The sequence below is a fragment of the uncultured Paraglaciecola sp. genome, from assembly GCF_913058035.1.
Taxonomy (GTDB): domain Bacteria; phylum Pseudomonadota; class Gammaproteobacteria; order Enterobacterales; family Alteromonadaceae; genus Paraglaciecola.
Genome location: NZ_CAJXPA010000053.1, coordinates 1 through 25941 on the forward strand (window position 1 = coordinate 1; position 25941 = coordinate 25941).

Consider the following 25941-nt stretch of genomic DNA (forward strand, 5'->3'; position numbering starts at 1 on the left):
GCTATCACATATTCTTTCATGTCAGATAAGTATTCAAATTAAAAAATCGAATACATTGATAAGCAGATTTAATTAATGACTTAAATTTATTAGGAAATATTTTTTCCTGATCATACTTATCTGCTTGAGTTAGTTATTTTTAATGTATATCTAAGTTATATAAGTGTTTATAAAAAACGATTAGAAATCAGAGGTGCTTAAATTAAAAATAATCACACTTTTTGACAAATGAAATAGGTGATGCCAGGAAACAAGTTTGTCTACGAATGATGACACTAGAGACTATGCGAAGTTTATTACTAATAATATAAATGAAAACTCGTATAATTTCAGAATTAAATTGGACCCTGATTAGTAGATCCGCATTCAATCAAAATATAATATTTATTTTCGAGGCAATAAGATTAACTTATTTTACATTGTTGCGTAATGTTTGATCTTATCCAATAGTTCTTTGCTGACCATAACGCCCTCATCGGCGGTACGTTGTCGATTGACTTTGTTTTTAGAGCCGGGTAAATGTGCGCCTTCCTGATCTGAAATAGCTGCAGCCAACATATTTATTTTTTCAATAAAGGTATCACCTGAATATGCGCCGGGATCAAAAGCAATGAAACATTGACCGGTATTGGGAGGACCCCCTTTTGTTCCTGAAAATGGACTCGCATCTTTGCTAAGTACAGCTCCTGATAAACAGGAAGCGAGTATTTCCACTAATAAACCAATACCAAAGCCTTTGTAGCCTCCTGATGGAGCCATTGAACCTTTCAAGGCAAGATTAGGATCAGTGGTGGGTTGTCCGTGCTCATCAAGTGCCCAGTGGTTTTCTATACTTTTTCCTGTGCGCGCTCGTAGCATTATTTCTGATTTTGCAACGACACTTGCAGATTGGTCAATTACAATGGCTGCGCCACCATTTGCGTCTGGAACAGCAATTGCAATTGGGTTAGTACCAATAACGGGCTTATTGCCTCCGACGGGAGCTATTGATGCGGGTGCGTGTGTGAAGCACAAACCAACTAAGCCATGCTCTGCTAATCTTTCAGCATGATGACCTAAAACACCACAGTTGTAAGAGTTATATATCGTCATTGCAGCGACTCCGTTTGTTCGAGCTGCTGCTGTAAAAGCATCCCAGCCTGCATCAATTGCAGGGTGCGCAAAACCTGATTTTGCATCGACACAGATTGCACTTGGACGAGTGCAGTTAACATCAGCTTTTGCAGCACCATCTACTTTGCCGCAGATTATGTGCTCAGCATAGATGGGGACATACATTAAGCCATGGCTTCGTGTTCCATCACGTTCTGCGAGAACAGTCGATCTGGCAACAGAAGCAGCGTTATCTTGATTTGCGCCGGCGCCCTTTAGCGCTGCTAGTGTTATTTCGTAAACATCTTTTAAGGTAATATTTATCTCTGACATGATGTGCCCCTAGTGACATTGTTATTATAAACACTCATTTTTTATTAATGATTCTAATCAAAAAGACCATCGTTAAAAAATAACTAACAAAAAACGCTTCAAAAATAAGATATTTTTGTGTCGAAGTTATTATTTTAAGTCAATGTAATCTGTATGTGTAAAACATTAATAGTGAATGACATTGCTTATATATGGATAATATGTGACATGAATAATAGGCAGGTTGGTTTGAAAGTCCATCAGAAACGCCAATAAAATTTAATCAAGTTTTAATCGAGCTAGATTTAAGCTCGCGTGTTCATATCAATTTTAAGGTAATGAATACTTTGTTTTATGCACGATAACCTAGCTCCATGGATATTTTAGCCGCTGTTTTGAGTAGTTGTTCCATGATCCCATGATTGACTACTTTATCTTTCATAACTACATCGGGGCCTGATGCATTAATCGCAGCGACTATCTCTCCGGCATAATTAAATAAAGGTGCCGCAATAGCGGTCGCATTATCAGAGCGGCTGATAGCGTATCCTTGATTTTGCTCAATTTGAATGAGCTCTACCAGCTCTAATAAATTTTGTGGATGAGGTGGAGGGTGGTTATCCAGTTGTTTACCGATATACAATTGACTTAATTCTTTTGGTGTCTTTTGGCTCAATAAGGCACGACCTAGTGCATTTGTATGGTTTGGTAACCTTGTGCCTATAGGCACATTAACAGATAAACGTTGAGATGCTAACGCACGATATATATATATTGTTTCCCAGCCATCAAGAATTGCGAGGTGACAAGACACTGAGGTTGAGTCGCGCAATTGTTGTAAATGAGGTGCTGCGACATCGACTAGGTCGCGGCTTGCAAGGTAAGAAAATCCATTAGAAATAACTTGAGGGCCTAATTCATAAGTATTACGTGCAACTTTACTGAGGTATTTCATATCGATGAGTGTTTGCACAATGCGATAAATCGAAGAGGGACTCACTTGTAATGCTTCAGAAAAGTCTTGGGTGCTGAGTACCCGTTTTGTATTTCTAAACATTTCTATAATCAGTAAACCTCTAGATAACGCAGGAACGGTATAACTTGAATCGTTTGAGCTACCATTAGAACTACCATTAGAACTATCATTAGGACTATCATTAGGACTATCATTAGGACTATCATTAGGTTTCGTGGAATTTTTCATAATCATCATATTTGAATTTTTTATGTATATATGAAGTTATTATCAATAATTTTACTTTAAAAGCAAGTTCCTGTTGAAATAAGGAAAGTTTAATTATATAGTGAGTTATTAGCGCAATATTTCAACACTAATTAAGTGATTTAAATCATATAAGAATAGAGTGTTCATATATGAAATAAGTATATAAAGATAAGGTGAATAATCATGATAAAGCTAAAATCTCAATCAACTGAGCTTGTGCTTAAGGTCACATGCACTGCGACTGGTGGCATCGTTGCAGCAATAACGTCGTTTTTATGGGCTAAAAATTGTTACATATCTGAATTAAACCAGTACGACGATGAAATTAATGAGCGTTTTTTTATGCGTCTTGTGTGCCGAGTTGACCTTAAAGATTTTGATATTAGTCTGATCCGAGAAGGTTTTACTGATATCGCCAAACAGTTTGATATGGAGTGGCAACTATATGACTCCTCAATTCCTAAACGCGTATTAATCATGGTCAGTAAATCAGACCATTGCTTGGCTAATTTGCTCTATCGTTTTCACAAAGGTGAATTGCCCATAGAAATTACAGCAATAGTATCAAATCACAAAGACCTGCGGCCTATGGCTGAGCGAGAAGGCATTCGTTTTGTGCATTTACCTATCACAAAAGAGAATAAAAGAGAGCAAGAATTGGCATTGCTTGATTTAGCAAAAGAAACAGATACAGAGCTGGTTGTTCTTGCTCGATATATGCAGATTTTATCAGATAGTTTATGTAAAGAGTTATCAGGTCATGCTATTAATATTCATCATTCTTTTTTACCAGGCTTTAAAGGTGCTAGGCCTTATCATCAGGCCTTTGAGCGGGGTGTTAAACTTATTGGTGCCACAGCGCATTATGTCACTTCAGATTTAGATGAGGGACCGATTATTGAACAAGCTGTGCAACCTGTTGATCATGCTGATTGTGCTGAACAATTAGTGTCTATTGGTCGTGATACAGAAACCATTGCACTGGCGCGGGCAGTGAAATTACATTGTGAAAATCGTGTGTTTTTGTATGGAAACAAAACTCTTGTTTTTAAATAAGTGCAGTGGGGATCAAGTTGTGGCAAAAATAATTAATGGTAAAAAAATAGCGCAAGAAATTATTCAAGAGTTAGTAGTCGAAGTACAGGGATTTCGTGATATTCATAATACTATTCCTGGGCTTGCCGTTGTTTTAGTAGGTGAAGATCCATCCAGTGAGGTATACGTGCGTAATAAGATTAAGCGAGCTTCTGAAGTGGGAATTCATTCTACTAAACACATGCTGCCCATCGCTTCTTCGCAAGTAGAGCTTATCGAAACGATCCAAAGTTTAAATAATAATCCAGCGGTACATGGCATTTTGGTGCAATTACCATTACCAAAGCATATTGATGAGAAAGCGGTTATCGAAGCCATTCACCCAGATAAAGATGTCGACGGTTTCCACCCAATTAATGTTGGCGCATTAGTCGCTGGAACTGCAACACTTAAACCTTGCACGCCATACGGGTGCATGCTGTTATTAAAAAGTATACACCCTGATTTAAGTGGGAAACTGGCCGTTGTCGTCGGTCGTTCAAATATTGTGGGTAAACCGATGGCTTCGATGTTATTGCAAGCAGATTGTTCTGTTATTACGGTGCATTCACGCAGTCATAATGTTGAACAGCTTTGTTCACAAGCAGATATTATTGTTGCGGCTGTAGGTCGACCCAATATGATTAATTCTGGTTGGATCAAACGTGGTGCAACCGTTATTGATGTTGGCATCAATGTGGTCAACATTGATGGGAAGCGAAAACTGGTTGGTGATGTCGATTTTAACGATATTGAACTTTGGGCAGATGCTATTACCCCAGTTCCAGGTGGTGTTGGTCCTATGACTATTGCTTGCCTAATGAAAAACACTCTAACAGCGGCGCGCAACCAGGTGTCTAACAAATGAGTTCTTTTCTTTCCTTAATTAACCTCTTTAATTTTTCTCTATTAAACTTATCACTTCCTTGCGGTTTATTGAGTCTACCAACCATATCTCTTGGGAAGCGAAACTAATGCCTTTTTCATTATTAAAATACGGTCTAAAAAAAGATTATGCGTTCGAGAAACATGCTGATTTACCACTTCCGACTAAATTAAAATCCAGTTATGACGTAATCATAATAGGTGGCGGCGGACATGGTGTGGCTATCGCTTATTATTTAGCTAAGTATCACGGAATTACTAATGTAGCTATTTTAGAAAAAGGTTATTTAGGGGGAGGTAATACTGCGAGAAATACGGCTGTTATTCGTTCTAATTATATGACACCTGAAGGTGTGAAGTTTTATAGCGAATCGGTCAATATGTTTAAAAATCTCTCGAATGAGTTTGATTTTAATATTATGTATTCGCAGCGAGGACAGTTAACACTTGCACACACAGATGCAGCTATAAGAGGTTTTCGTCAGCGAGCAGAGGTGAGTACACATTTTGGTGGAAAAACTGAATTAATTGGCCCTCAAGAAATTAAAGAGCTTGTGCCTACACTCAATATGAATCCTGGACACCTTCCTGTATTGGCTGGCCTATGGCATATGGATGGAGCGACGGCCCGACACGATGCCGTTGCTTGGGGTTACGCAAAAGGCGCCACTCAGCGCGGAGTTGAGTTACATCAACTCACAGAAGTCTTAGATGTCATTGTAGAAAATAATAAGGTTGTTGGAGTTAAAACCAATAAAGGGATCGTTAAATGTGGTTGTGCTGTGCAAGCAGTTGCAGGACATAGCTCATTATTGGCGGCAAAGGCTGGTTTTAAGCTTCCCATCGTATCTTATCCTCTACAGGCAATGGTTACTCAACCGGTTAAACCTTTTCTGGATCAAATGGTGAGTTCTTCGGCTTTACATTGTTATGTGCAACAAACAAGCCGCGGAGAAATTGTTTTTGGTGGTGGTTCGGATCCTTATCCGTTGTACAACACGCGTTCCACACTTGAGTTGAAAGAAAGTCTTTTATCCAGTGCTATTGAAATGTTTCCTTTTATGGCAAATCTTCGGTTGCTGCGTCAATGGGCAGGTGTGACAGATATGACATCTGACTACAGTCCTGTTATGGGGCTTAGCCCTGTTGACAATTATTACCTGGATGCTGGCTGGGGAACATGGGGGTTTAAAGCGACGCCTATTTGTGGAAAAACCATGGCCGAGTTGATTGCTAGTGGTGGCAAAGTACCCAAACTTATTGCTCCTTTTGCTATGGATCGATTTAAAGAGTTTCGTCAGGTTAATGAAATGGGCGCTACTGCAGCTAGCCACTAAGCGAGGTTGAGATTATGAAAATTATGGTTTGCCCGTTAAATGGGCCACGAAATATAAGCGAATTTGTATATGGCGGTGAAGTCACGAAGATGCCTGATCCCAATAGTTGTAGTGATGCTGAATGGGCTGATTATGTATTTTATTCTGATAACAATATCGGGGTAGTGCGTGAATGGTGGTTGCATGCTGCAACAAGTTTTTGGTTTATTGCTGACAGACATACTGGAACAGATAACGTGGTTCGAACTTATCATGCATCAGAGATTTTTAATAAACGAGTTGAGTTTGCACCCAAACTCGAAAAGGCTGAGACATGAGTAATTCAATGCGCTTAAAAAAACCTATGGGTTTATTAGTTGATCACAAAAAGACAGTCAATTTTGAGTTTGATGGTTTGCAGTATGAGGGCCTGGAAGGTGATTCAATTGCCAGTGCATTAGTTGCAAATAAACGATGGCTAATGTCTCGTTCTTTTAAATATCATCGTGCCAGAGGTCCACTGACTATGGCGGGGCAAGATGCAAATACTATGGTGCAACTGGGTGGTGAACCCAATGTGCTTGCTGATAAAGAATTAGTTGTTTCTGGGCAAAGAGTAGCAGGTCAGAACTATAGCGGTTCTTTAGTAAACGATCGCGATGCAATTTTAGGATATTTTAGCCGATTTATGCCTGTTGGCTTTTATTATCGCGCCTTTTTCAAACCAATGGGTATGTGGGAAAAATGGGAACCTTTTATTCGTAAAAAATCAGGTTTGGGTAAACTTGATCTGGAGTTTCAACCTGAGTATTACGACAAGGCATATTTGTTTCATGATGTGGTAGTGGTGGGTGCAGGTCCTGCTGGATTGAGTGCTGCATTAAAGGCAGCAGATGCGGGTTGTCAGGTATTGCTTGTAGAAGAGCTTGGTTTACTGGGCGGGGCGCTTGCATATCATCGCTTCGATATACAGGGCGAAAAAGCGGACTTGCTTCGTATTAAATTGACCGAAAAAATTCAACAACATGACAATATTAAGGTGTTGATGAACGCTACCTGTAATGCATGGTTTACTGATAACTATCTGCCGATTATTCAAGGCAAGCGCATGTACAAGGTGCGCGCAAAAGAATGCATCGTCGCATCTGGGGCGTTTGAACAACACGTTGTGTTTCGTAATAATGATTTACCCGGCATTATTATGTGTAGCGCTGCAACCAGATTAATGAAGTTGTATGCGGTTAAACCTGGCCAAAGAGCCGTTGTCTTAACAGGTAACGATGATGGCTATTTAGCTGCTCTTGAATTACACGAGAATGGAGTTGATGTTGCTGCATTAGTAGATATGCGAAATACCAGTGATTCTGTTGAACTATTAGTAGCTGTTCAAAATAAAGGGATCACTGTTAAACAAGGGCAGACGATTTACGAAGCGTTAGCAACCAGAGGTAACCGTCATATTCGAGCCGTTGATGTGCGTGAAATTGTTGCTCAAGGGCAAGTATCTGAACAATCAGACATTATTCAATGCGACCTATTATGTATGTCGGCAGGCTATATGCCCGCATACCCATTGCTTTGCCAAGCAGGTGCTCAGTTATCATATGATGATAATTCGGAGTTTTCTCTCTCAAATTTGCCTCAGCACTTGCACATTGCAGGTTCAGTCAATGGCATTTATTCATTAGATACAGTTATGAAAGATGGCGAATTTGCCGCCTGTAGAGCCTTGAAAAATTTAGGCCATGATATAGAACTGCCCCAAGAAGAAACGTGTTCCAGTAAAGTGAATTTTGACTGGCCAATCTTTAGTCATCCTAAAGGTAAGGACTTTGTCGATTTTGATGAAGACCTACAAACCAAAGATATTGTAAATGCCACACGTTTAGGTTATCGCGACATTCAATTGGTAAAACGTTTTTCGACTGTAGGCATGGGGCCATCACAAGGTCGTCATTCTGCGCTACCCACCGCACGTTTAGTGGCTAACGCAACTGATCGTAGCGTCACAGAAACAGGGGTTACAACGGCTCGTCCACCATATGCACCTGAGAAACTAGCCCATGTAGCAGGGCGGGTTTTTGATCCTGTTCGTCATACTGCTATGCATTATCGTCATCTTGAATTGGGCGCTAAAATGATGCCCGCAGGGAACTGGCAGCGGCCAGCATTTTATGGGCAACCAACTGAACGCGACAACTGCATGCAGCTTGAGTCGAAACATGTACGCAATAAAGTTGGCATAATCGATATTAGTACGCTCGGTGGAATCGATTTACGCGGACCTGATGCTGCAGAATTTATGAACCGTATTTATACCTTTGCATTTTTAAAACAGCCTATTGGCAAAACAAGGTATGCCGTTCTCACAAATGAGTATGGCGTGGTTATTGATGATGGTGTTGCTTGCCGTATTGATGAAGAGCATTTTTATGTCACTGCCACTACCAGTGGTGTAGAGCATGTGTATCGTGAAATGTTGAAGTGGAACGCTCAATGGCGTTTGAATGTTGATATTGCCAACGTCACATCTGCTTTTGCTGCGATTAACGTTGCAGGTCCTGACTCAAGAAAGGTAATTGAAAAGATAACAGAAGGTGTGGATTTGAGTCCTGAGGCTTTTCCTTATCTGGCTTATCGCGAAGGTAAGGTTGCCGGAATTTCAGCACGACTACTTCGAGTCGGATTTGTGGGTGAACTAGGGTATGAAATTCATGTTCCAGCCAGTTGTGGCGAAGCGTTATGGGACACAATCATAAGTGCGGGTGAAGAGTTTCAAATAAAACCATTTGGAGTAGAAACTCAACGTTTACTACGTTTAGAAAAAGGCCATATTATTATCAGTCAAGATACAGACGGCATGAGTCACCCAGGTGAGGTATCAATGGGATGGGCGATTAATCGCAAAAAACCGTTTTTTGTAGGTAGCCGTTCAGTCGATATTGTGATGGCACGACAACAGACGCGTAAGCTGGTTGGTTTCGTGTTGCCTAAAGAAACGATGAAACCAAAAGAAGGCCATCTAGTTCTGGAAGACGGTGATATTAGTGGCAATGTAACCTCATGTGAATATTCTTCTGCAGTGGGTTCTATTATCGGAATGGCATATGCAGGTATTAATCAGTGTGACCCCGGATCATCTATAGATATCAGAGTTGATAAAGGCCAAGTCGTTAAAGCCACGGTGGTTAAGTTGCCTTTCTATGATCCAGAAAACAAGCGCCAGGAGCTATAACCATGAGTGCTACAAAAACATCTGAGATATTTAATCAGCGTAGTTTTGTTTACAGAAAAATGGATGCTATTACTTTGAAAAATATGGGTGATAGTGCCTTAGTGACGAAAGTGGCTTCTGAGGGCGACAGTAAAAAACTCGCCGCTAATTTGGCTTTAATTGACATGTCAGTCGCTGCCCGGATTGGTTTTCGGGGAACAAACGCAAGGTCTCATTTAGATGCTGCTAAGCTGCCTGTTCCAAGTAAGCCTAATATGTTGCAGCAAAATGAAGCTGCATCCCTGATGTCATTGCGCTTAAGTGAGAATGAATACTGGGTGTTAGATGGGTCAACTACTATGGGGAAAACGCTACAGGAACTAACAGCACGTCCCGTACCAGATAATTGTTATCGCTTATATTGTCAGGATAGTCATGCATGGTTTATGTTAACGGGTGAATACATAGAGCAAACTATGGCTAAATTATGTGGCGTAGATTTGCGAAAACAATCTTTTCCGCTTGATGCCATTGTGCAAACATCTGTTGCAAGAGTGAATGCGGTTATTGTGCGACATAAGGTTAATAAAATACCTGTTTTCTCAATTTTGAGTGACAGCTCTTCAGCAGAGTATTTATGGGATTCGCTACTGGATGCTATGAATGAATTTAATGGGCATGTTGTGGGTACAGACGCCTTAGGGATAGATTGAAAGTTATTCAGCCCAAAACAGATAAAATGGCCAAGTAATCTTGGCCATAGTTTGTAGAATAGACAGGATATTTGTTCTGGCTTATTTTGACTTGTTCTTGAGTTGTAGTTGCGATGCCTAAGTAGGTCGTAACATCACCCAGTTGTACCGATCAGTTTTTCTACCGAAGCAGATTTGTCACTATAGATGTTTCACCGTTGAGGCTTGTTCCAACCCAATAAATTAATTCGAAGACTGTTAGAACTGTTCGAAAAATAAAAACTATCCCGCGTAAACATCAAAAAAGAAATACACAGTGGAAGCAATACTCACCAAAATAACAAAATACCTGATGTTTTTTTGAGGCAGTTGGCGTGATACATTTGCCGCTACATATCCTCCTGCTAAGGTACCACATAATACGAAAGCCCCTTCATACCAGGCGATTAAATCATTATAAATAAATAGCAAGATGGCAATCAATGAGACCGCAGACGACACTAATAGTTTTAAGCCATTCATGGCGTTGATATTGGTATGGCCAGCTAACGCTAAATAGCTAAGTATTATGATACCCAGACCCGCGTTGAAAAAGCCACCATAGGTCGACACCCCCAGCAGTATAATGACTAATAAAACTTTGCCGACGGTTGAAGCGTGTCTACGATCAGAGGCTATTTTTTTAAACCCCAAATTAATATTACTGCCAAAAATAAACAATACGGTAGCAAATAATAGCAACCAAGGGATCGCCTCTTGAAATACTTTTTCAGGTGTTTGCAACAATAACCAGGCACCGACAACACCACCAATCAAGCTAATGAAGATGATTAGAGGGAGTTCATCTTTATGTTTAGAAAGCTCTTTTCGAAAGGCATAAGTACCGCTTATATAACCGGCGCATGATGCAAATGTGTTGGTCGCATTTGCTACAATGGGAGGAAGTCCAAAAAAAATTAGCGCAGGAAATGTAATGAAACTACCGCCGCCTGCAACTGAATTAAGCACACCGCCAAAAAAACCTGCGAGAAAAAGCAATACCAGCTCAAATGACATCTTTAACAATAAGCCTGAAAGTATGTAAAGACGCACACCATAACACATCTGGTTTAAAGGCTATTTTATTCTATTGATTTACCTAAAACACAGATATTTTTTGGGTATAGATACTCACTTTTCTAACCAAACTGGCTGATGAAAGCATCCGCCTGATTTACTTGCATCTAGTTGACATCAAAATACAGACAATCCATATTGGCTGAGTATTAAAGGATTAGTCAAAAGGAGACATATTATTGGAAAGTGACAAATGGCGAATTTCTTTTTCGCCGCAAGTTGCCATCTTGTGGTACTCAGTCATAGCAGGCATATTTTCTGCGTGTTTAATTGCATTTGTTGTTTTGTATATTGAGGCACAAGAGCGAGCACATATTGATCGAGTAACACAAAATGCTGCCGATGGGATCAAAACATTACTTGAAGAAGATATTCACAGGCGGATGGTGTCCCTTACCGAATTTGCTGAGTTGTCTGCAATTTCTAATAATATGTCAGATGACGAATGGGCACTGCTTAGTAAGGATTTGTATTATTCTAAGCAGGGATACGATTCAATCGGTTGGTTGGATAGTGCATTCCGCGTACGCAAGATATTGCCGATTGAAGGGAATGAAACATCAGTAGATTTTAATTTAGCATTTCAGCCCCTAGCGCTATTATCCGAATTGAAATCCCAAGAAGGAAAAAGTGCAGTGATAACGGTTCCACTTAATTCACTTAAAGGAAAGCTAGGATTAGGGATTTATGTTCCCATCTTAAAAACACAGCCAAGCAGTAAAAAAATAGAAGGTTTCATGGTCAGTGTCATTCTTTTTGATCCCTATATTAAATTCGTTTTACCTACTTATTTATTAGCAGAGCATAAACTCACCTTATTTATTGACGAACAAAAAGTCTATTCAGACCAAATTAACCACTCATCTATTTCAAACGCATCAAACAAGCAATCATCTTTTGAAATCATGGGGCAGAGATGGCAGGTAAATCTGATGCCCAGCAATGAATTTGGCCCCTTTACACTTTTCAGAATGTTCAGCCTTTTAATTGTGCTTGGCATTTTATTGAGTTTTTTTATTACCTTAGCAGTCTATACATTAATGTCTGCACGCAATAAAACAAAACTAACTAAAGATGACTTGAAAAAAACAGCACAACTACTTAAAAACTTACCGGGTATGGCCTATCAAGCTTTTAATAGAACTAACCGGCCCATGATCTTTGTTAGTGAGGGATGTATGCTTTTGACGGGGCACTCAAAAAAGCAATTCGAGAAACACAACATATTATGGGGCAAACTCATTCACCCTGATGACTATGAACGGGTATGCAAGACCATTAACCACTCCCTAAAAACTAAGCGCCTTTTTGAACTTGAATATCGCATTATAACCAAAAATAATGATGTACGTTTAATATGGGAAAGGGGCGAGCCAGTCAGTTCTATTGTAAATGACGATTTCATAATTGAAGGTTTTATTACGGACATTACCTCTATTAAACAGGCTGAAGTTGATCTGCTTCAAAGTTACGCATTTTCTGATGCAATAGTTGACTCCGTGGTTGACGCTGTTATCACTATTAATAACAGCGGGCAGATCCGAAGTTTTAATAATGCGGCACAAAATATGTTTGGCTATTCCTTTGATGAAGTAAAAGACATAAACGTAAAAATTCTAATGCCACAACCATATAGCGATCATCACGACCAGTATTTAGCTAAATATATAGTCACCAACGAAACGCATATTATTGGAAAAGGTCGAGAACTTGTGGCCAAGCGTAAAGATGGCACAACGTTTCCCATTTACTTATCTGTGAGTGAAATTCACAACAATGAGAAGAAAATGTTTGTAGGGCTGATTAAAGATATTACCCAACAACGTACATTCGAAGACGAAGCCATTTCACATATCGAACAAATGGCTCATGCAGACAGGCTTAATGCACTGGGTGAGATGGCTGCAGGCATTGCACATGAAATCAATCAGCCTTTAACTGCTATTTCATTATTTTCTCAAACGGGTAAAAACTTTTCTGAAAAAGGTAAGTTTGAAAGACTCCCCGTAATATTTGAAAAAATAAGTTTACATGCTCGCCGTGCTGGCTCTGTGCTTGAACGTGTGCAGCTCATGACAAGACAGGGTGACCGTTCTAAAGAAGTGATTGCTAGCGCTATATTGATTGATGAAGTGAAAAAACTGGCAGAGTCAGAAGCACGATTGTGCGATATCAGCATACAGCTCCTTACTTGTAAGGAAAATACGAATGTATTTGTTGATCGCGTGCAAATACAACAAGTTATCCTCAACCTATTACGTAATGGGATGGAGGCAATGCAATCCATATCTTGTAAGAATGGCGCATTAATAAAACTTCAAATAATAATTAATGCTGAAAATAATGTTGAAATATCGGTAGTAGATACGGGTTGTGGAATCCCTGAAACAATGATTGATACGTTGTTTACACCATTTTCTACCACTAAAAAGAATGGTACAGGTATTGGACTTTCGATTTCTAAAAGCATAGTAGAAGAACATGGCGGCCACATCCACTTTTCTGATAATAAACCAGCAGGAGCCATTTTTTACTTTACCTTGCCAATACATGAAGAAGGGAGCCCCAATGACAAATAAACAGACGGTTTTTATAATTGATGATGATGAAGGTATCCGAGATGGATTGGAAATGCTACTTGAATCAATGGGGCAAGAATCTCGAAGTTTCGCCTCAGGTCATGACTTTTTGGTCGCATATGAAGCTAATATGACAGGCTGTTTGATTTTAGACATACGCATGCCCAAAATGAGTGGTTTAGAAGTTCAGCGTAAACTTAAAAAGCTTAACTGTTTAATACCTATCATTTTTATAACTGGCCATGGTGATATACCCATGGCCGTTGAAGCCATGAGGTTAGGGGCAATCGATTTTATTCGTAAACCCTTTAATGAACACCATTTGCTTGAACGCATCAACGAAGCGCTTGAAATTGACCACATACAAGATAAACAAATAAACAACAAACACAGAGATAAATATAAGCACAAAATAGATTTGTTGTCAGCCCGTGAACGAGAAGTGTTTGATCGTGTTACTGATGGTTCTATGAACAAAGTCATTGCTGCGGATTTTGGTATTAGCGAACGAACAGTTGAGGTTCATCGTTCTCATGTTATGGAGAAACTAGAAGTGAGAACACTTGCAGAATTAGTTCGGATTAAGATTATGTATGAGCAACTAGATTAGTTTTTCAACGTTATTTTAATGGCATAAAAAGGATAATTTTAAAATCATACAATAAGATAACTGCATTTCTATCACTGCATTTTTAGGGATATCAATATTCATTGAATCTACATTTGAAATCGTCATGCCTTTCTATTTTCTATTTTCTATTTTCTATTTTTAATCGCCTTAAGTTAAAAAAATCTATCAACGGTTGGGGTTGATGAACACCAAAAGTTGCGCACTTTTATTTTGTGAAACTCCATAAATTCAATCACTCAGTTAATTAGTTAAGACTCTTTCATCTCAACAAGAAAAATAAGTCACAAATGTTAGGAGTTTCCTCATATTAACGTCCACTGGTTAGTGGGTATCCACAATAGAAGCAACCATACAAAGATGAGAATCTTACAGCAGAATCTAAAGGCAATTAGATTTGTGTGTAGTTGACTTATTAAACCTTAATCAACGCTTTTTATACCACCTCGCAACAACTGAAAGTAGGAGTCGCTTGATGACAACACTGAACTGGATAATTGTCAGTGGTGTATCGATGAGTTCAATAGCACTGGTAGGCAGTTTAACTCTATTATTGAGACAGTCGACCCTTGAAAAAGTGCTAGAACCTTTAGTGGCGATTGCTGCAGGTTCGCTTCTTGGTGGTGCGTTTTTTCATATGATCCCAGCCGCCCTTAAAGCCAATCTCAGCATTGTGACTATTGGCATATTAATCGTCTGTGGATTTACCGCTTTTTTACTGCTTGAGCAATATTTGCATTGGCACCATAACCATCAACTGCCAATTAAGCGTAAGGAGCCTTTGACGTACCTGATTTTAATCGGTGATGGGCTCCACAATTTTTTGGGCGGTATGGTTATAGCCGGTGCGTTTATAATAGATATTCGTTTAGGCATCGTCTGTTGGCTAGCAGCAGCCGCACATGAGGTACCGCAAGAGTTGGGAGATTTTGCTGTGTTAATTCACGGTGGCTGGTCAAAGGGCTCAGCACTGCTTTTTAATTTCCTATCTGGTCTAACTTTTTTATTCGGGGGGGTAATTACCTATATATTTTCGTTTCAATTCGGTGTTTCTTGGCTTATTCCTTTTGCCGCAGGTAATTTTATTTATATTGGTGCATCAGACTTAATCCCACAAATGAGTAAAAATAAAGATACCAATCTAAAAAGTAAGGCTGTAAATGGAGTCGCATTTATATCAGGTATTTACTTGTTGGTATTGGTAATGCCTTGATTGTGTTCATGTTTTAACCTGATAAAGTATGATTTTACAGTGATCATGTCAGAGCCTAGAAAAGGTGCATCATTTAAATGATTTCAATGGACGTAATAGTTAAATTTCATTTTTCTTATTAGAAACGCATATAAATAGAAGCGCATATAAATAGAAGTGCAAATTAATTCCTAGTTACTGAAATTTCCCACCAGTTTAACCATCATTTAATGCTTATCCGTTACAGAAACTCCGCTACTACATGTATTCCACATCACGCTAATAAGAATCACCAATAACCAATTCTGGTGAGGCATGTGGGGTAAGTTTTCGCATTTTGCACCTTAAAACCATTTGTTTTTATGCTCATGTTTATCTTCATAAAAAATCACTGCTACACAACCTCTTTGCGCACCCAAATTATAATAGTGAGTACATGATATTTTGGATTAAGCTAAAAAATGTTATTTCATCTGTAATGCTAAATTTTCCAAATCATTCGCCATGATAATCCTTTACACAATAAAACCTTTAGATTAATTAGAATACACAAGCTCGATAAATTTAATTGTTTATACCCAGCTGTTAATTATAAACCCTAAGTATTATCCCTTACAGACCTATTCAATTAATTATTCTAAGCTTTATGCGACAGTCTTTACATTAACGTAATTGGCGAGAAATAAGAGGTCATGATGATGAAAATCCCAAATGATGATAAGAATACACTCATAAAACGATTTCTAGTTTCTAAAAAAAGAGAACTTCATGTCCCCACAAAGTGAAAGTAAAAGTGGCCCGCCCGATTTAGATAAAGTCGCGAGTGAAATGTTACATAAATATAAGTTGTTGTCGGGTGGTAAGTTTAAAACGGGTATATCAGTTTTAATCTTGGTGCTTTTGTGTATAACGGCCTATACCTCTTTATACACAGTGCCTAGCGATTCTGTTGCTGTGGTCTTAAGATTTGGTAAGTTTCAAGAAGTTTTGCGACCAGGCTTACACTTAAAAGTGCCATTAGGAATTGACCGCGTCAATATAGTACCGACCAAACGCCAGTTAAAACAGGAGTTTGGCTTTTCTACCCCTGGGGCTACCGATCCTGATCAGAACATTAATCCTAATAATAATATTCGTTCAGCTCGGTCAAGTATTTCACCAGCAAATGATCAAGTAGCGGAAACCCAAATGGTGACAGGTGATTTAAACACTGCGTTGGTTGAATGGGTGATTCAATATCGCATAGCCGATCCTAAAAATTATTTGTTTGAGGTCCGTGATCCTGCTGGCACTTTGCGTTATGTGTCTGAATCAGTTATGCGCGAAGTGGTGGGTGATAGAACGGTTGATGAAGTTATTACTATCGGCCGACAAGAGATTGAAGTTGAAGCCTTGAGCAAGATGCAAGCATTAGCAAGTCAATATGTGATGGGAATCAGTATTGATCAGGTACAGCTAAAAAATATTAACCCTCCTGTCCCAGTGCAGGCTTCATTCAATGAAGTCAATCAAGCTCAGCAAGAAAAAGAGAAGCTTATCAACGAGGCTCGCCGCGAATATAACCGCATTATTCCGCTGGCCGAGGGGGAACGTGACCAACGTATAAGGGAAGCTGACGGTTATCGGCTCAAACGAATTAATGAGGCCGAGGGCGACGCATTGCGCTTTAATGCGCTGTTTGCTGAGTACCAGCAGGCACCGGAAGTAACACGCAGGCGAATATATCTAGAAACAATGCAAGAAGTGATGCCAACAATTAAAGACAAAATCATTATTGATAACGAAGCGCTCGGTGTATTGCCCTTGCTCAACTTAACGCCTTCAAACATTCAAAAAATAAAAGGACAACAGCCATGAAACCTTATTTGATAGTCGGCAGCAGTATCTTAGCCGCGGTTGTAGCAGTGACGTTGTATAGCGCTTTGTATACCGTTAACGAAGTAGAACAGGCGATTATTACCCAGTTTGGTAAACCGGTGGGAGAGCCCATTATTGACGCTGGTATTCAACTTAAGCTGCCATTTGTTCAGAAAGTTAATACTATTGATAAGCGAGTATTGGAATGGGAAGGTACACCGTCTGATATGCCGACCAAAGACAAACTCTATATCTCTGTCAGTCTTTATGCACGTTGGCAGGTGACCGACCCTCTGCAATACTTCTTGCGTTTGGGCAATGAGCGCAGCGCACAATCTAGACTGGATGATATTTTTGGTAGTGAAACCCGAAACGCAGTAGCCACACACGAGCTAATTGAAATTATTCGAACCACTAAAGATCGCCAGCCTTTACGTGACGCATCACTCACCCAAGCTGAAAAAGAGCAGAATATTGGAAGTTTGGTGCCTATTACTGAGGGCCGCTTAGTCGTAGAGCAAGATATATTCAATGCAGCGGCAGAAAAAGTGCGAGTGTTCGGTATTGAGCTCATGGATATTCGCTTTAAACGCATTAACTATAATGAAAGCGTACGGCCTAAAATTTACGAGCGCATGATAAGCGAACGTCGTCAAATAGCGGAACGCTTTTTGTCAGAAGGTAAAGGTGAAGCGGCACGCATACGAGGCAATCGAGAGCGAGACCTGGATAAGATTCAATCGGAAGCCTATCGTGAGGTCGTGGAAATTCGAGGTAAAGCCGACGCAAAAGCCGCCGCTATTTACGCTTCAGCCTACAATCAAAACGAACAAGCTGTCGCATTTTATGCATTTACCCGTTCTTTGCAGGCTCTTGAGCCGACCCTTGGTCAAAATACGACATTGGTGTTGTCGACTGACAGCGAACTATTTCAGTATTTGCAACACACCCAAACCGGTAAGTTAAGCCTCAAAAACTAGTATGTATTCTGTTGGTTGGATGAGTTTTAGACGTCCAAATAAAAGTGACTTTAACTGATTGCATAGGCGCCTCTGAAAACACCATCAGAGACGCGTTTTACATGTTTAGCTTATCCAGAAAGTTGAATGTAGCAGACGCGATAATATTGCTTAACTTAAAAACTTAATAATGGATAATTAACGGAGCGAGACTAATGAGAACTAACAATACTGATCAAAATGAAACGAATATTCCAAACTTTGCGGCCTTGAACACCTCCATAGTGAATGAGGAGGAACAATTGGTAAAAAAATTATTAGTAAAAGAATTGTTGGCAAACGAAACAATGCAAGAGCTTGAAAAAAACTATCTCATTGATATAGCTAAACGTAAAAATAATGGCACTATCATAAAGTTACTTGAAGATATTCCAACACGGTTACACAACTAGTATTGGCTTTATACATCATCAGGTGCTGTTTTAATCCTTAACATTGGAGGTGAAGAAACATGGAACTTAACATCGTCGACGAATATTATCCTAGTAAAGTGGTTGGTATATATAATGAAGAATCTTGCGCAAACAAATAGTCTGAGAAGCTAATCAAAGTGGGGGAGGGTTTTTTGGTAGAGCAGATTGATACCGCGAGTCCTGAAAGTATCGATTTTGAGCATAAATTGGAGCCTAACAGCAAAGGGAACGGTCAGACTGTCCTAAGTTCACATTTGATATTAGGCTTAGTCAGTTCCGAGGTTGGGCTTATAATCGCAGGCGTATTAATGACGATTGACCCTGCTTTTGCCACATCAAGCCCAGTGATGATGTTAGCGGCTGTGGCTATTTTAGGTGCTTTTATCGGTTTGTTAATTGCTGGTGCTATATCTATGCACCCGGATCATGAACAAGCGATTAATAGCGCTCGGCACGCCACTCATCATCAATGGTCAGTTGTAGTACAAACCAAGGCTCATCATCAAATAGAAAAGGCTAAAAAAATAATGCAGCCCGCAGCAATAAACCTGTCAGAGTCATTTTAGTACTACGATTGTCTCCCATATGTTGTACCATTTCATTTTAATTACTGCCCACCTTTACCCAATCCCTTGGATCTGTATTTAGTATTCTTTGTGGGTTGCTAATATAATCTTTGCTCTGTGAAGCGCACACAGAGCCAAGAGCACAGAAAAAAGCAAAGCCTCCTGATTAAGCAAATCTTGCTCTGCCCCTGAATTAGGAGCGAGCAATTAGATCATTCTTTTATATGGAATGGTATAAAACATGTGGCAAGCAGGCGTAATCGAGCATTTAAAAAGTACCTCTTTTGGTGCACTTAATAAGCCAACGAAATATCGCAAATTGTGAAGGTAAATAGATAAGGTATTCAGGATGCCATTGCAGGCCGATGATGTTGTCTTCTTTTGATTCTATAGCTTGAGTAATGTTGTCTAGATCCCAGCCTACTACCTTAAGGTTAGCTCCAGTCATTCTAATTGCTTGATGATGAAGACTGTTAACCCGCAGATGTCGCGTGTTGAGAATACGAGCCAACAGGGAACCTTTTGAGACTTGAACTTGTTTAGTTGGCAATAAACCAGGGCGATTGTCAGTACGCTGTCGTAACGATCTAATATCTTGAAAAAGAGAACCGCCCGAAACCACATTAATCAGCTGGGCTCCGCGGCAAATGCCTATCAGGGGAGTAGTTTTCCTCAATGCTTTTTTAACCCAATCGATTTCCAATTGGTCACGTTTAATGTCAATTTTGTCTTTATTATTCGTCTCCCCCTCATAGTATTTAGGATCAATATCATCTCCTCCACCTACAATTAATGCATCAATGAACTCTATATTTTGAGAATGGCGTGCACTGATACGTGCTGGTATAGCACCTGCTAATCTTAGGGCAAGCGCTGTGCACCACCAACTGGGCGACCAGCGTTTTGTGTTGCCGCTTACACCAATTCGTGGTCTTTTAACCATTGGTCTAAATATTTCACCCATTTGTTGCGGATGACTCCGATTAGAGGTTGCCCAGCATCAAGAAATGCACCACTGAGTGCCTTAAGATCATCTGGGCGTTGCGCTAATTGCTCAACGACCCACCAGATATTCCATGATTGTGCCAGTGACCAATCGTTGTGTTCGATATTGCAATTAGGCAGTCGATAATGAAAGGCCGGTCGGGACTTGATTTTGGGATCATCAACCTTATTGAAAACTCGCGGTTTATCTATCTCGGCTAAAAGAGGGAGCAAGTCTAAAGCGCGGTTACGGCTTGCATTGTACTCTAAATAATCATCAAAAATTTTATCTATGCACGGAGACGTCTGGGATGCCAATAACGTAACGTAGCTCTCTGGGTACAGGTCTATATAAGGACTTATCTTGCGTGAGGTATTGACATGATGAGCCTCAACCAACCACCACTGAAGCAAAGAAAAAGACCGTAAGTAAGCAAACAATGTCTCAGCATCAAGGTTGGGAATTTCCGTGTTAATGTGCACGCCGTATGCCGCAATGAGTGATTCTTCGGTTCCCACCGCCCCAGCTCTGCGCAATCTTGATACCATAGGCTCTAGAAGGTTAAGGCTAGTTATTGGAATAGGTGGGCAGACGACTTCCACAGGAACCAGAGCACTCGCGACTTTACTAAGCTGCTTGATCCATTCGTCATCTTCTTCATTGTGGTTATTGGCTTTGGCTGTTCGTTTAAGAAAGTCCCAGTCAATTTCAACATTGAAATCACCCATTGAAGCGACATGAATAAGCTGCTCAGCTGCGTTTTTGACGCCGAGATTTCCACCAAGGGATGACTGAACGGTGTCAACAGTTTCATCTAAGGTCAGCCCAGAAAATTCCAACTCAAATCCGACTCTACGGGAACTCCCGTCACCTTTAGTAGTGACCGATGGCGTTTTAAAAGTAACCTTTTGATCCATTGTGAAAATCTCCTTTATGCAAATAGTAAAACGCCTTGTTGACACACTTAAGATAGTTGGCTGACGGTAAGGTTTGAAGAGTAAAAACTTTTTGGTCCCGTTGCTGACACCTTGCAATACGGTAGCTTACCAAAGGACCTGATCATTTCAACTCGCTCTCTTTTTATCCTGTAAAAAAGTATTACCCGCCGCGATACCGGCACGATAATCGTGTTGTAAATCCATATAGGTACTGCTTAACTGCTTACTTTGAAGATTGTTTTTTGCAAAAATTTGAATCACCTCGACATCTTCAGGAGGGTCATCCATAAAGGTTAGCTCTTGCTGATAAGCATGCTCATGCTGAACCAAGTAACTGACGATTTTTGGGCAATATGCAGACTCGTAAATCCATGACTTTAGGTTACGTACCCAAGCGGACTGAGTATGGAGATCTTCATTAACAGTGCGAATAACTACAATTTTTCGGGCACCGCGACGATAAGATTCACGCACTGGTAACGGCGCAGCAAGTCCACCGTCAAGGTAGAAGTCAGCTTGAGGGTAATCAACGCTTGTTTCTGTCTGATTAACTTTACTTACATTTAATCGCGGTGCTAATTTAACCCCTTGCTTATACAAAAAAGGTAATGCACTCGAGGCTTTCAGTAATTGGCGCCAGTTACTGCTATCACCGTTTGGGCTTAAAAAATAACCTTGTCTATTGCGTGAATTGGTCGCGGTTATTAATAACTCTCGTTGTCCTAATGATTTTGTTGCCGCCATAAAGTCTAAGGCATAAACACCTTTAATAGTTTTATCAAAGTACCAATCCAAATCGACAATATTTCCCCCTACTAATCCACGGCCCAGTTGGTAAAAACGTTTACGACGTGATAATTCACTTATGAATCGCTTTGCGTAGCCTTTTTGACCAGATAAAAAGCTGGTGAGATTTTGTGAACCAGCAGATGTACCTATAAATAAATCGAAGGGGTCAAATTCACACTCTAACCAAGCATCTAATACACCTGCTGTGAATATCCCTCGTTGACCACCACCTTCAGCAATAAGCGCCATTTTACTGCGCGTTGCTTTACCGGGATTAATGGGGGAGGGTGATGATAGGAGATGCATGTTGGGCCTTTTTCAAATATTTACTTTTTAAGAGAAGTCTAAATAACCAGCGAGCAAGGGATTTTCAACATACGTTGTTCGGCGATCAGACTTGAGTCGACAATCATCAGTATTACCTCCTAATCTCGTGTTCGATGCAGGTTGAACTAAGTCCAAAGTGGCCCTAGCAATAAATGTTTAAACAGTATGATAGAGCGATAATTAATTTTATGAAATTAGAGGTCCCCGCATTCAAGTACGGGTTATCCCTAATTTTAAACCCAGAAGGTTCAATGTATTCTGCATTCTTCGACTGATGCATCTGGTTAAAAGAATTAGCATTTAAAAAACACACTACACTACAATACAAACGTGCTTAGTTAGACTATCGCCCGCTAAAAGACCAATAAGGGAGATACAAATAATCACAACAGCAATTAAATTTACGCTGATCATTTTGTCTTACATCGTGAGTAATCAAGCCACCGCATTAGATTACATAAATGAGCCAGAGCCGATGGGTGATTTTCGTTGAGTCAAGTGTGGCTAAGGTCTTTGACAGTTATAGATGTGCGGAATTTGGACTTATATATTGCGAGCTATAAACCTTGGCGTCACCACATAATGCAACTAGTCCTGAGTAAATAAGCGGAGCTAGATATTACTAAAATTAGGAATAACAATATGCAAGTTGAAACAATTAGAGATGTACTCAATTGGACGGTTTTATTTCATAAAAATTTAAAAATAAGCTTAAAACATAGCTCTAAACAAAATAAAGATGAACGAGCAAGAATGATCCTTAGTTACTTGTCAGAGCATGAAGAAGGTTTAGAGCACATTGTACAAGGGCTTGAAAATGCCGCTGACGAAAAAGCGTTGAACACCTGGTGTTTTGATTATATCGAAAAACACACGATTATTGAGTATGTCCATTGCGATTCACTCTTTGAAGAATTAGATATACCGCACATTATGCAGAAAATAGTAAACCATCACGAACAAGTCATTGAGTTGTACATTCATATTTACTCTCGTATCGATATAGACAGTGCAAAAAAATTACTTGATGCGATAAAAGACGTTGAGGAAAACGAGATAAAGCGAATAGTACAATCGACTAATCGGTTTTCGGATATGTAATTGGCAGTGGGGGGAGGTGACAATATTGCTGTATCGCCACAATATGTCCGTTCACCAAATGTCCGAGTATAGTAAAGTTTGAAACTAGGCATTAAAGATTGGAACTGAATGAATGGGCATGAAATTATATTTGTCCTAGTTCAATGGTTGATATTCTAATGGCAGCAGATCCGACAATGGCAGACATACGAACAAAGAATTATATTGCTGCATCTTGCTGCTAACCCCCTTCAATATCAACTTCTTCTATCTGTCGGCAATGTGTTGCGTCGATCGACTGATCTCACAGCCATAAGGGGACGCTCGCGATTCGATATATCAGCGTTTCTGACCCCACAGATTCATACCTACGCTAACCATGCTGTGGTTGGCACGTTAAGTTTAATGTTGGTATTAGTGAATAAACTTGAATGGACAGAGGCGTATCAACAAGCAGAACAAATGTGGCTAAACAGAGATAAAAAATGGCCGATCACTTTGCCTGAAGCTGAATCCCAGGCTGCACCTTTTGATACTACTGGTAAACATTACACACACTAAAGGCGAGAAAAGGGACTCACCACTGAATTACCACCACGTTGTAAAATATGGGTATAGATTTGTGTGGTACGCAAATCGGCATGGCCTAGCTGGTCTTGTACCGTGCGGATGTCGGCGCCGGATTGAAGCATGTGAGTAGCGAATGAATGGCGTAAGGTGTGAGGCGTGACGTGTTTTTGGATCTCCGCCTTAAATGCAGCATGCCTTACCGCTTTTTGTAAAGATGTTTCATCGATATGATGGCGGCGTAGAAAGGTTGTTTCGGGATCTTTTGATAACTGCCTAGAAGGAAACAGGTATTGCCATTTGATATCCTTTGCCGCTGAAGAATTCTTAATTCTCAATCGATGTGGCAACCAAACCCCTTGATAGTCAGAATGATGGCAATCAGCAGACAAATACTGCTGAATTAAAACGATTTGCTGACGCAAACTTGGGATTAACTCATCTGCCAAGGTCACAACCCTATGTTTGCCTCCTTTTCCATTCCATACTCGTAATGATTTATAATCAAAATCGATATCTTGTACACGTAACCTGACACACTCCATTAAACGTAAACCACTACCATACAGTATTGAAATGGCGAGTCTGTGGTTACTATTCACATGCTCAAAAAAACGTTTTACTTCAGCAAATGTTAAAACCACTGGCAGTTTCACTTGTCTGGTACTTTTAACAAAACGTAAATCTAGGCTTAGGGGCTGTTTTATTATCTCCCTATATAAAAAAGCCAGCGCATTTAAGGCAGTTGACTGAGTGCTGGCTGCGACATCATTTTTTAATACTAAATGATTTAAGTAGGCTTCAACCTCAATATCTCCCATTTGTACAGGGTGTTTTTTTTGATGAAAATAGATGTAACCCTTTATCCAAACCAAATAGGTTTCTATCGTACGTTTGGCGTAACGCCGCTCAAACATAGTGTCAGAAATGAGTTGTAAAAAGGGTGATTTAGACATCTTTATGCTCCTAACTTAATACTGTTTTAATATACAGTATTAAGTCTAGTTCCGCATATTCGCAAGATCAAGGTGTCTGGCCAAGTCTTGTCATTATAATTTTTATAGGGGAATGAAAAATTAGGCTATACAGTCACTTAGGAAATATGATAAAAATAGAGAAAATAAATATCCGGCGTGTCACCGTGTTTAAATACGGGGCAAGCCGACTGATTAAACTGTTATACGCAAAGGAGAAGTTTAGATAATGACTATCAATGCAACATATCTTGCTCAGTTTGCGCTCTTACTTGGAATTGTAATGGCAGTGACTTGTTATTACTTGGGCAAGCGCAAAACGGGAACACCAAGAATTACGTCAATTTTTGGTTTTTGCTCAGCAGCGTTCCCACCGCTGTCTTTAATTTATTTAATTGTATTGCTGCTTAAGCCCGACCTACCAGTATCACAAAGAAATGGTTAACGGCATTACGTATAACAAAAACATCATGGTGGGAATTTCACTCGCTGAAAAGCGCTCCTAAAATCCCCATATGCAAAGCGTTAGGCATTTGGAGAGTACATGGAACGTTTAAATAATCATGTAAGTACACTTTTGGTTTCTTCTGCTTTAGCAGTCGGAATTGTCAGCGGCGGTGCTTACTTTATCTTGGGATCATTTGAAGAAATTTTTCGAGAGTTTAATACCCAGTTACCACTTATACTTTCTTGGGTTTTCCCTTCTTACCGTTTTTGGTGGCTTACCGCTTTCATTTTGTTAGTTATGTTTGCTTTTTCACTCAAACCTAAACTAAATAAATCACCAATATTCAATAAGTTATTCTACCGCGCATCAATTATTGGCTTTTGTACTTCTGTCCTATTTATTGTATTTTCTGTAGCTTCAATTTATTGGCCTGTAATGCAAAATGCCTAACAAAACAATAAACAACATTCGCTTCGCTCATTGGGAAAAAGCCTCGCTGTCGCTTAGCTTTTCCCGTTATTGTAGGCGTTAGTAGCCCTATCCGTTATTCAATGTGGCTACTGGTAATTGGGTACGCAAACTGGTAAGTTTTTAGCTCGGCAGTGTGGGGCAATTAGTCACACCATTAAAAGGAAGTTGGTCATCACATTTAC

The 25941-nt window shown here is 39.8% G+C and carries 24 protein-coding genes; 17 read left to right on the top strand and 7 right to left on the bottom strand.

Annotated features, from left to right (window positions below; genetic code table 11):
• Window positions 1-414 precede the first annotated feature (414 nt).
• On the bottom strand, window positions 415-1425 hold the full coding sequence (locus tag QZ562_RS08975; RefSeq protein WP_293759284.1) for an Ldh family oxidoreductase: 1011 nt from the start codon (window positions 1423-1425) through the stop codon (window positions 415-417).
• Window positions 1426-1756: 331 nt separating this feature from the next.
• Entirely contained in the window at window positions 1757-2608 is an 852-nt protein-coding gene (locus tag QZ562_RS08980; protein ID WP_293759285.1) for an IclR family transcriptional regulator, read from the bottom strand.
• A 204-nt stretch (window positions 2609-2812) separates the two neighbouring features.
• Here QZ562_RS08980 and purU point away from each other — a divergent pair, with 204 nt between their 5' ends.
• The 6 genes from purU to QZ562_RS09010 all read left to right on the top strand — a co-directional run bounded on the left by purU (window position 2813) and on the right by QZ562_RS09010 (window position 9831).
• Window positions 2813-3685: a formyltetrahydrofolate deformylase gene (purU, locus tag QZ562_RS08985; protein ID WP_293759286.1), complete on the top strand. Its 873-nt coding sequence runs from the start codon at window positions 2813-2815 to the stop codon at window positions 3683-3685.
• Window positions 3657-4571: a bifunctional methylenetetrahydrofolate dehydrogenase/methenyltetrahydrofolate cyclohydrolase FolD gene (gene folD, locus QZ562_RS08990; protein WP_293759287.1), complete on the top strand. Its 915-nt coding sequence runs from the start codon at window positions 3657-3659 to the stop codon at window positions 4569-4571. The genes purU and folD overlap by 29 nt, the downstream gene beginning before the upstream one ends.
• A gap of 106 nt (window positions 4572-4677) precedes the next feature.
• The gene (locus QZ562_RS08995) at window positions 4678-5925 is read left to right on the top strand and encodes an FAD-dependent oxidoreductase (RefSeq protein ID WP_293759288.1); all 1248 of its coding nucleotides are present in this window, start codon (window positions 4678-4680) and stop codon (window positions 5923-5925) included.
• 14 nt (window positions 5926-5939) lie between these two features.
• Complete coding sequence (locus tag QZ562_RS09000) at window positions 5940-6242, top strand: sarcosine oxidase subunit delta (RefSeq protein ID WP_293759289.1); 303 nt, start codon at window positions 5940-5942, stop codon at window positions 6240-6242.
• A complete protein-coding gene (locus tag QZ562_RS09005) occupies window positions 6239-9139 on the top strand; it encodes a 2Fe-2S iron-sulfur cluster-binding protein (protein WP_293759290.1) in 2901 nt (966 codons plus the stop codon). Before QZ562_RS09000 ends, QZ562_RS09005 begins: the two co-directional genes overlap by 4 nt.
• Window positions 9140-9141: 2 nt before the next feature.
• A complete protein-coding gene (locus QZ562_RS09010) occupies window positions 9142-9831 on the top strand; it encodes a hypothetical protein (RefSeq protein ID WP_293759291.1) in 690 nt (229 codons plus the stop codon).
• Between the two features lie 261 nt (window positions 9832-10092).
• Here the strand turns inward: QZ562_RS09010 and QZ562_RS09015 are convergent, their stop codons facing one another.
• Complete coding sequence (locus tag QZ562_RS09015; RefSeq protein ID WP_293759292.1) at window positions 10093-10866, bottom strand: sulfite exporter TauE/SafE family protein; 774 nt, start codon at window positions 10864-10866, stop codon at window positions 10093-10095.
• Between the two features lie 239 nt (window positions 10867-11105).
• Between QZ562_RS09015 and QZ562_RS09020 the strand changes: the two genes are divergently transcribed.
• From QZ562_RS09020 to QZ562_RS09050, 7 genes are all read left to right on the top strand, one after another.
• Window positions 11106-13505: a PAS domain S-box protein gene (locus QZ562_RS09020; RefSeq protein ID WP_293759293.1), complete on the top strand. Its 2400-nt coding sequence runs from the start codon at window positions 11106-11108 to the stop codon at window positions 13503-13505.
• Complete coding sequence (locus QZ562_RS09025; protein WP_293759294.1) at window positions 13495-14115, top strand: response regulator; 621 nt, start codon at window positions 13495-13497, stop codon at window positions 14113-14115. Before QZ562_RS09020 ends, QZ562_RS09025 begins: the two co-directional genes overlap by 11 nt.
• 493 nt (window positions 14116-14608) lie before the next feature.
• Entirely contained in the window at window positions 14609-15346 is a 738-nt protein-coding gene (locus QZ562_RS09030; protein ID WP_293759295.1) for a ZIP family metal transporter, read from the top strand.
• A 747-nt stretch (window positions 15347-16093) separates the two neighbouring features.
• Window positions 16094-17182, top strand: a complete 1089-nt coding sequence (gene hflK / locus QZ562_RS09035; RefSeq protein ID WP_293759296.1) for an FtsH protease activity modulator HflK — start codon at window positions 16094-16096, stop codon at window positions 17180-17182.
• A complete protein-coding gene (gene hflC, locus QZ562_RS09040) occupies window positions 17179-18162 on the top strand; it encodes a protease modulator HflC (protein ID WP_293759297.1) in 984 nt (327 codons plus the stop codon). The genes hflK and hflC overlap by 4 nt, the downstream gene beginning before the upstream one ends.
• 194 nt (window positions 18163-18356) lie before the next feature.
• Complete coding sequence (locus QZ562_RS09045; RefSeq protein ID WP_293759298.1) at window positions 18357-18593, top strand: hypothetical protein; 237 nt, start codon at window positions 18357-18359, stop codon at window positions 18591-18593.
• A 173-nt stretch (window positions 18594-18766) separates the two neighbouring features.
• The gene (locus QZ562_RS09050; protein ID WP_293759299.1) at window positions 18767-19180 is read left to right on the top strand and encodes a hypothetical protein; all 414 of its coding nucleotides are present in this window, start codon (window positions 18767-18769) and stop codon (window positions 19178-19180) included.
• A gap of 268 nt (window positions 19181-19448) precedes the next feature.
• On the opposite strand, the gene QZ562_RS09055 is transcribed toward QZ562_RS09050, so the two are convergent.
• From QZ562_RS09055 to QZ562_RS09065, 3 genes are all read right to left on the bottom strand, one after another.
• Window positions 19449-20123, bottom strand: coding sequence for a gamma-glutamyl-gamma-aminobutyrate hydrolase family protein (locus QZ562_RS09055; RefSeq protein ID WP_293759300.1), 675 nt, complete (start codon window positions 20121-20123; stop codon window positions 19449-19451).
• Window positions 20096-21082, bottom strand: a complete 987-nt coding sequence (locus QZ562_RS09060) for an amidoligase family protein (RefSeq protein ID WP_293759301.1) — start codon at window positions 21080-21082, stop codon at window positions 20096-20098. The genes QZ562_RS09055 and QZ562_RS09060 overlap by 28 nt, the downstream gene beginning before the upstream one ends.
• Before the next feature lie 147 nt (window positions 21083-21229).
• Window positions 21230-22198: a patatin family protein gene (locus QZ562_RS09065; protein WP_293759302.1), complete on the bottom strand. Its 969-nt coding sequence runs from the start codon at window positions 22196-22198 to the stop codon at window positions 21230-21232.
• A gap of 663 nt (window positions 22199-22861) precedes the next feature.
• Between QZ562_RS09065 and QZ562_RS09070 the strand changes: the two genes are divergently transcribed.
• Window positions 22862-23320 (top strand): ATPase, encoded by a 459-nt coding sequence (locus QZ562_RS09070; RefSeq protein WP_293759303.1) that lies wholly within the window; start codon window positions 22862-22864, stop codon window positions 23318-23320.
• A gap of 204 nt (window positions 23321-23524) precedes the next feature.
• Window positions 23525-23860, top strand: coding sequence for a hypothetical protein (locus tag QZ562_RS09075; RefSeq protein ID WP_293759304.1), 336 nt, complete (start codon window positions 23525-23527; stop codon window positions 23858-23860).
• On the opposite strand, the gene QZ562_RS09080 is transcribed toward QZ562_RS09075, so the two are convergent.
• A complete protein-coding gene (locus tag QZ562_RS09080) occupies window positions 23857-24822 on the bottom strand; it encodes an integron integrase (RefSeq protein WP_293759305.1) in 966 nt (321 codons plus the stop codon). The genes QZ562_RS09075 and QZ562_RS09080 overlap by 4 nt on opposite strands.
• 247 nt (window positions 24823-25069) lie before the next feature.
• Here QZ562_RS09080 and QZ562_RS09085 point away from each other — a divergent pair, with 247 nt between their 5' ends.
• Together QZ562_RS09085 and QZ562_RS09090 are read left to right on the top strand one after the other, a co-directional pair.
• Entirely contained in the window at window positions 25070-25285 is a 216-nt protein-coding gene (locus QZ562_RS09085) for a hypothetical protein (RefSeq protein WP_293759306.1), read from the top strand.
• A gap of 99 nt (window positions 25286-25384) precedes the next feature.
• Window positions 25385-25738 (top strand): hypothetical protein, encoded by a 354-nt coding sequence (locus QZ562_RS09090; protein WP_293759307.1) that lies wholly within the window; start codon window positions 25385-25387, stop codon window positions 25736-25738.
• The last annotated feature ends 203 nt before the right edge of the window (window positions 25739-25941 follow it).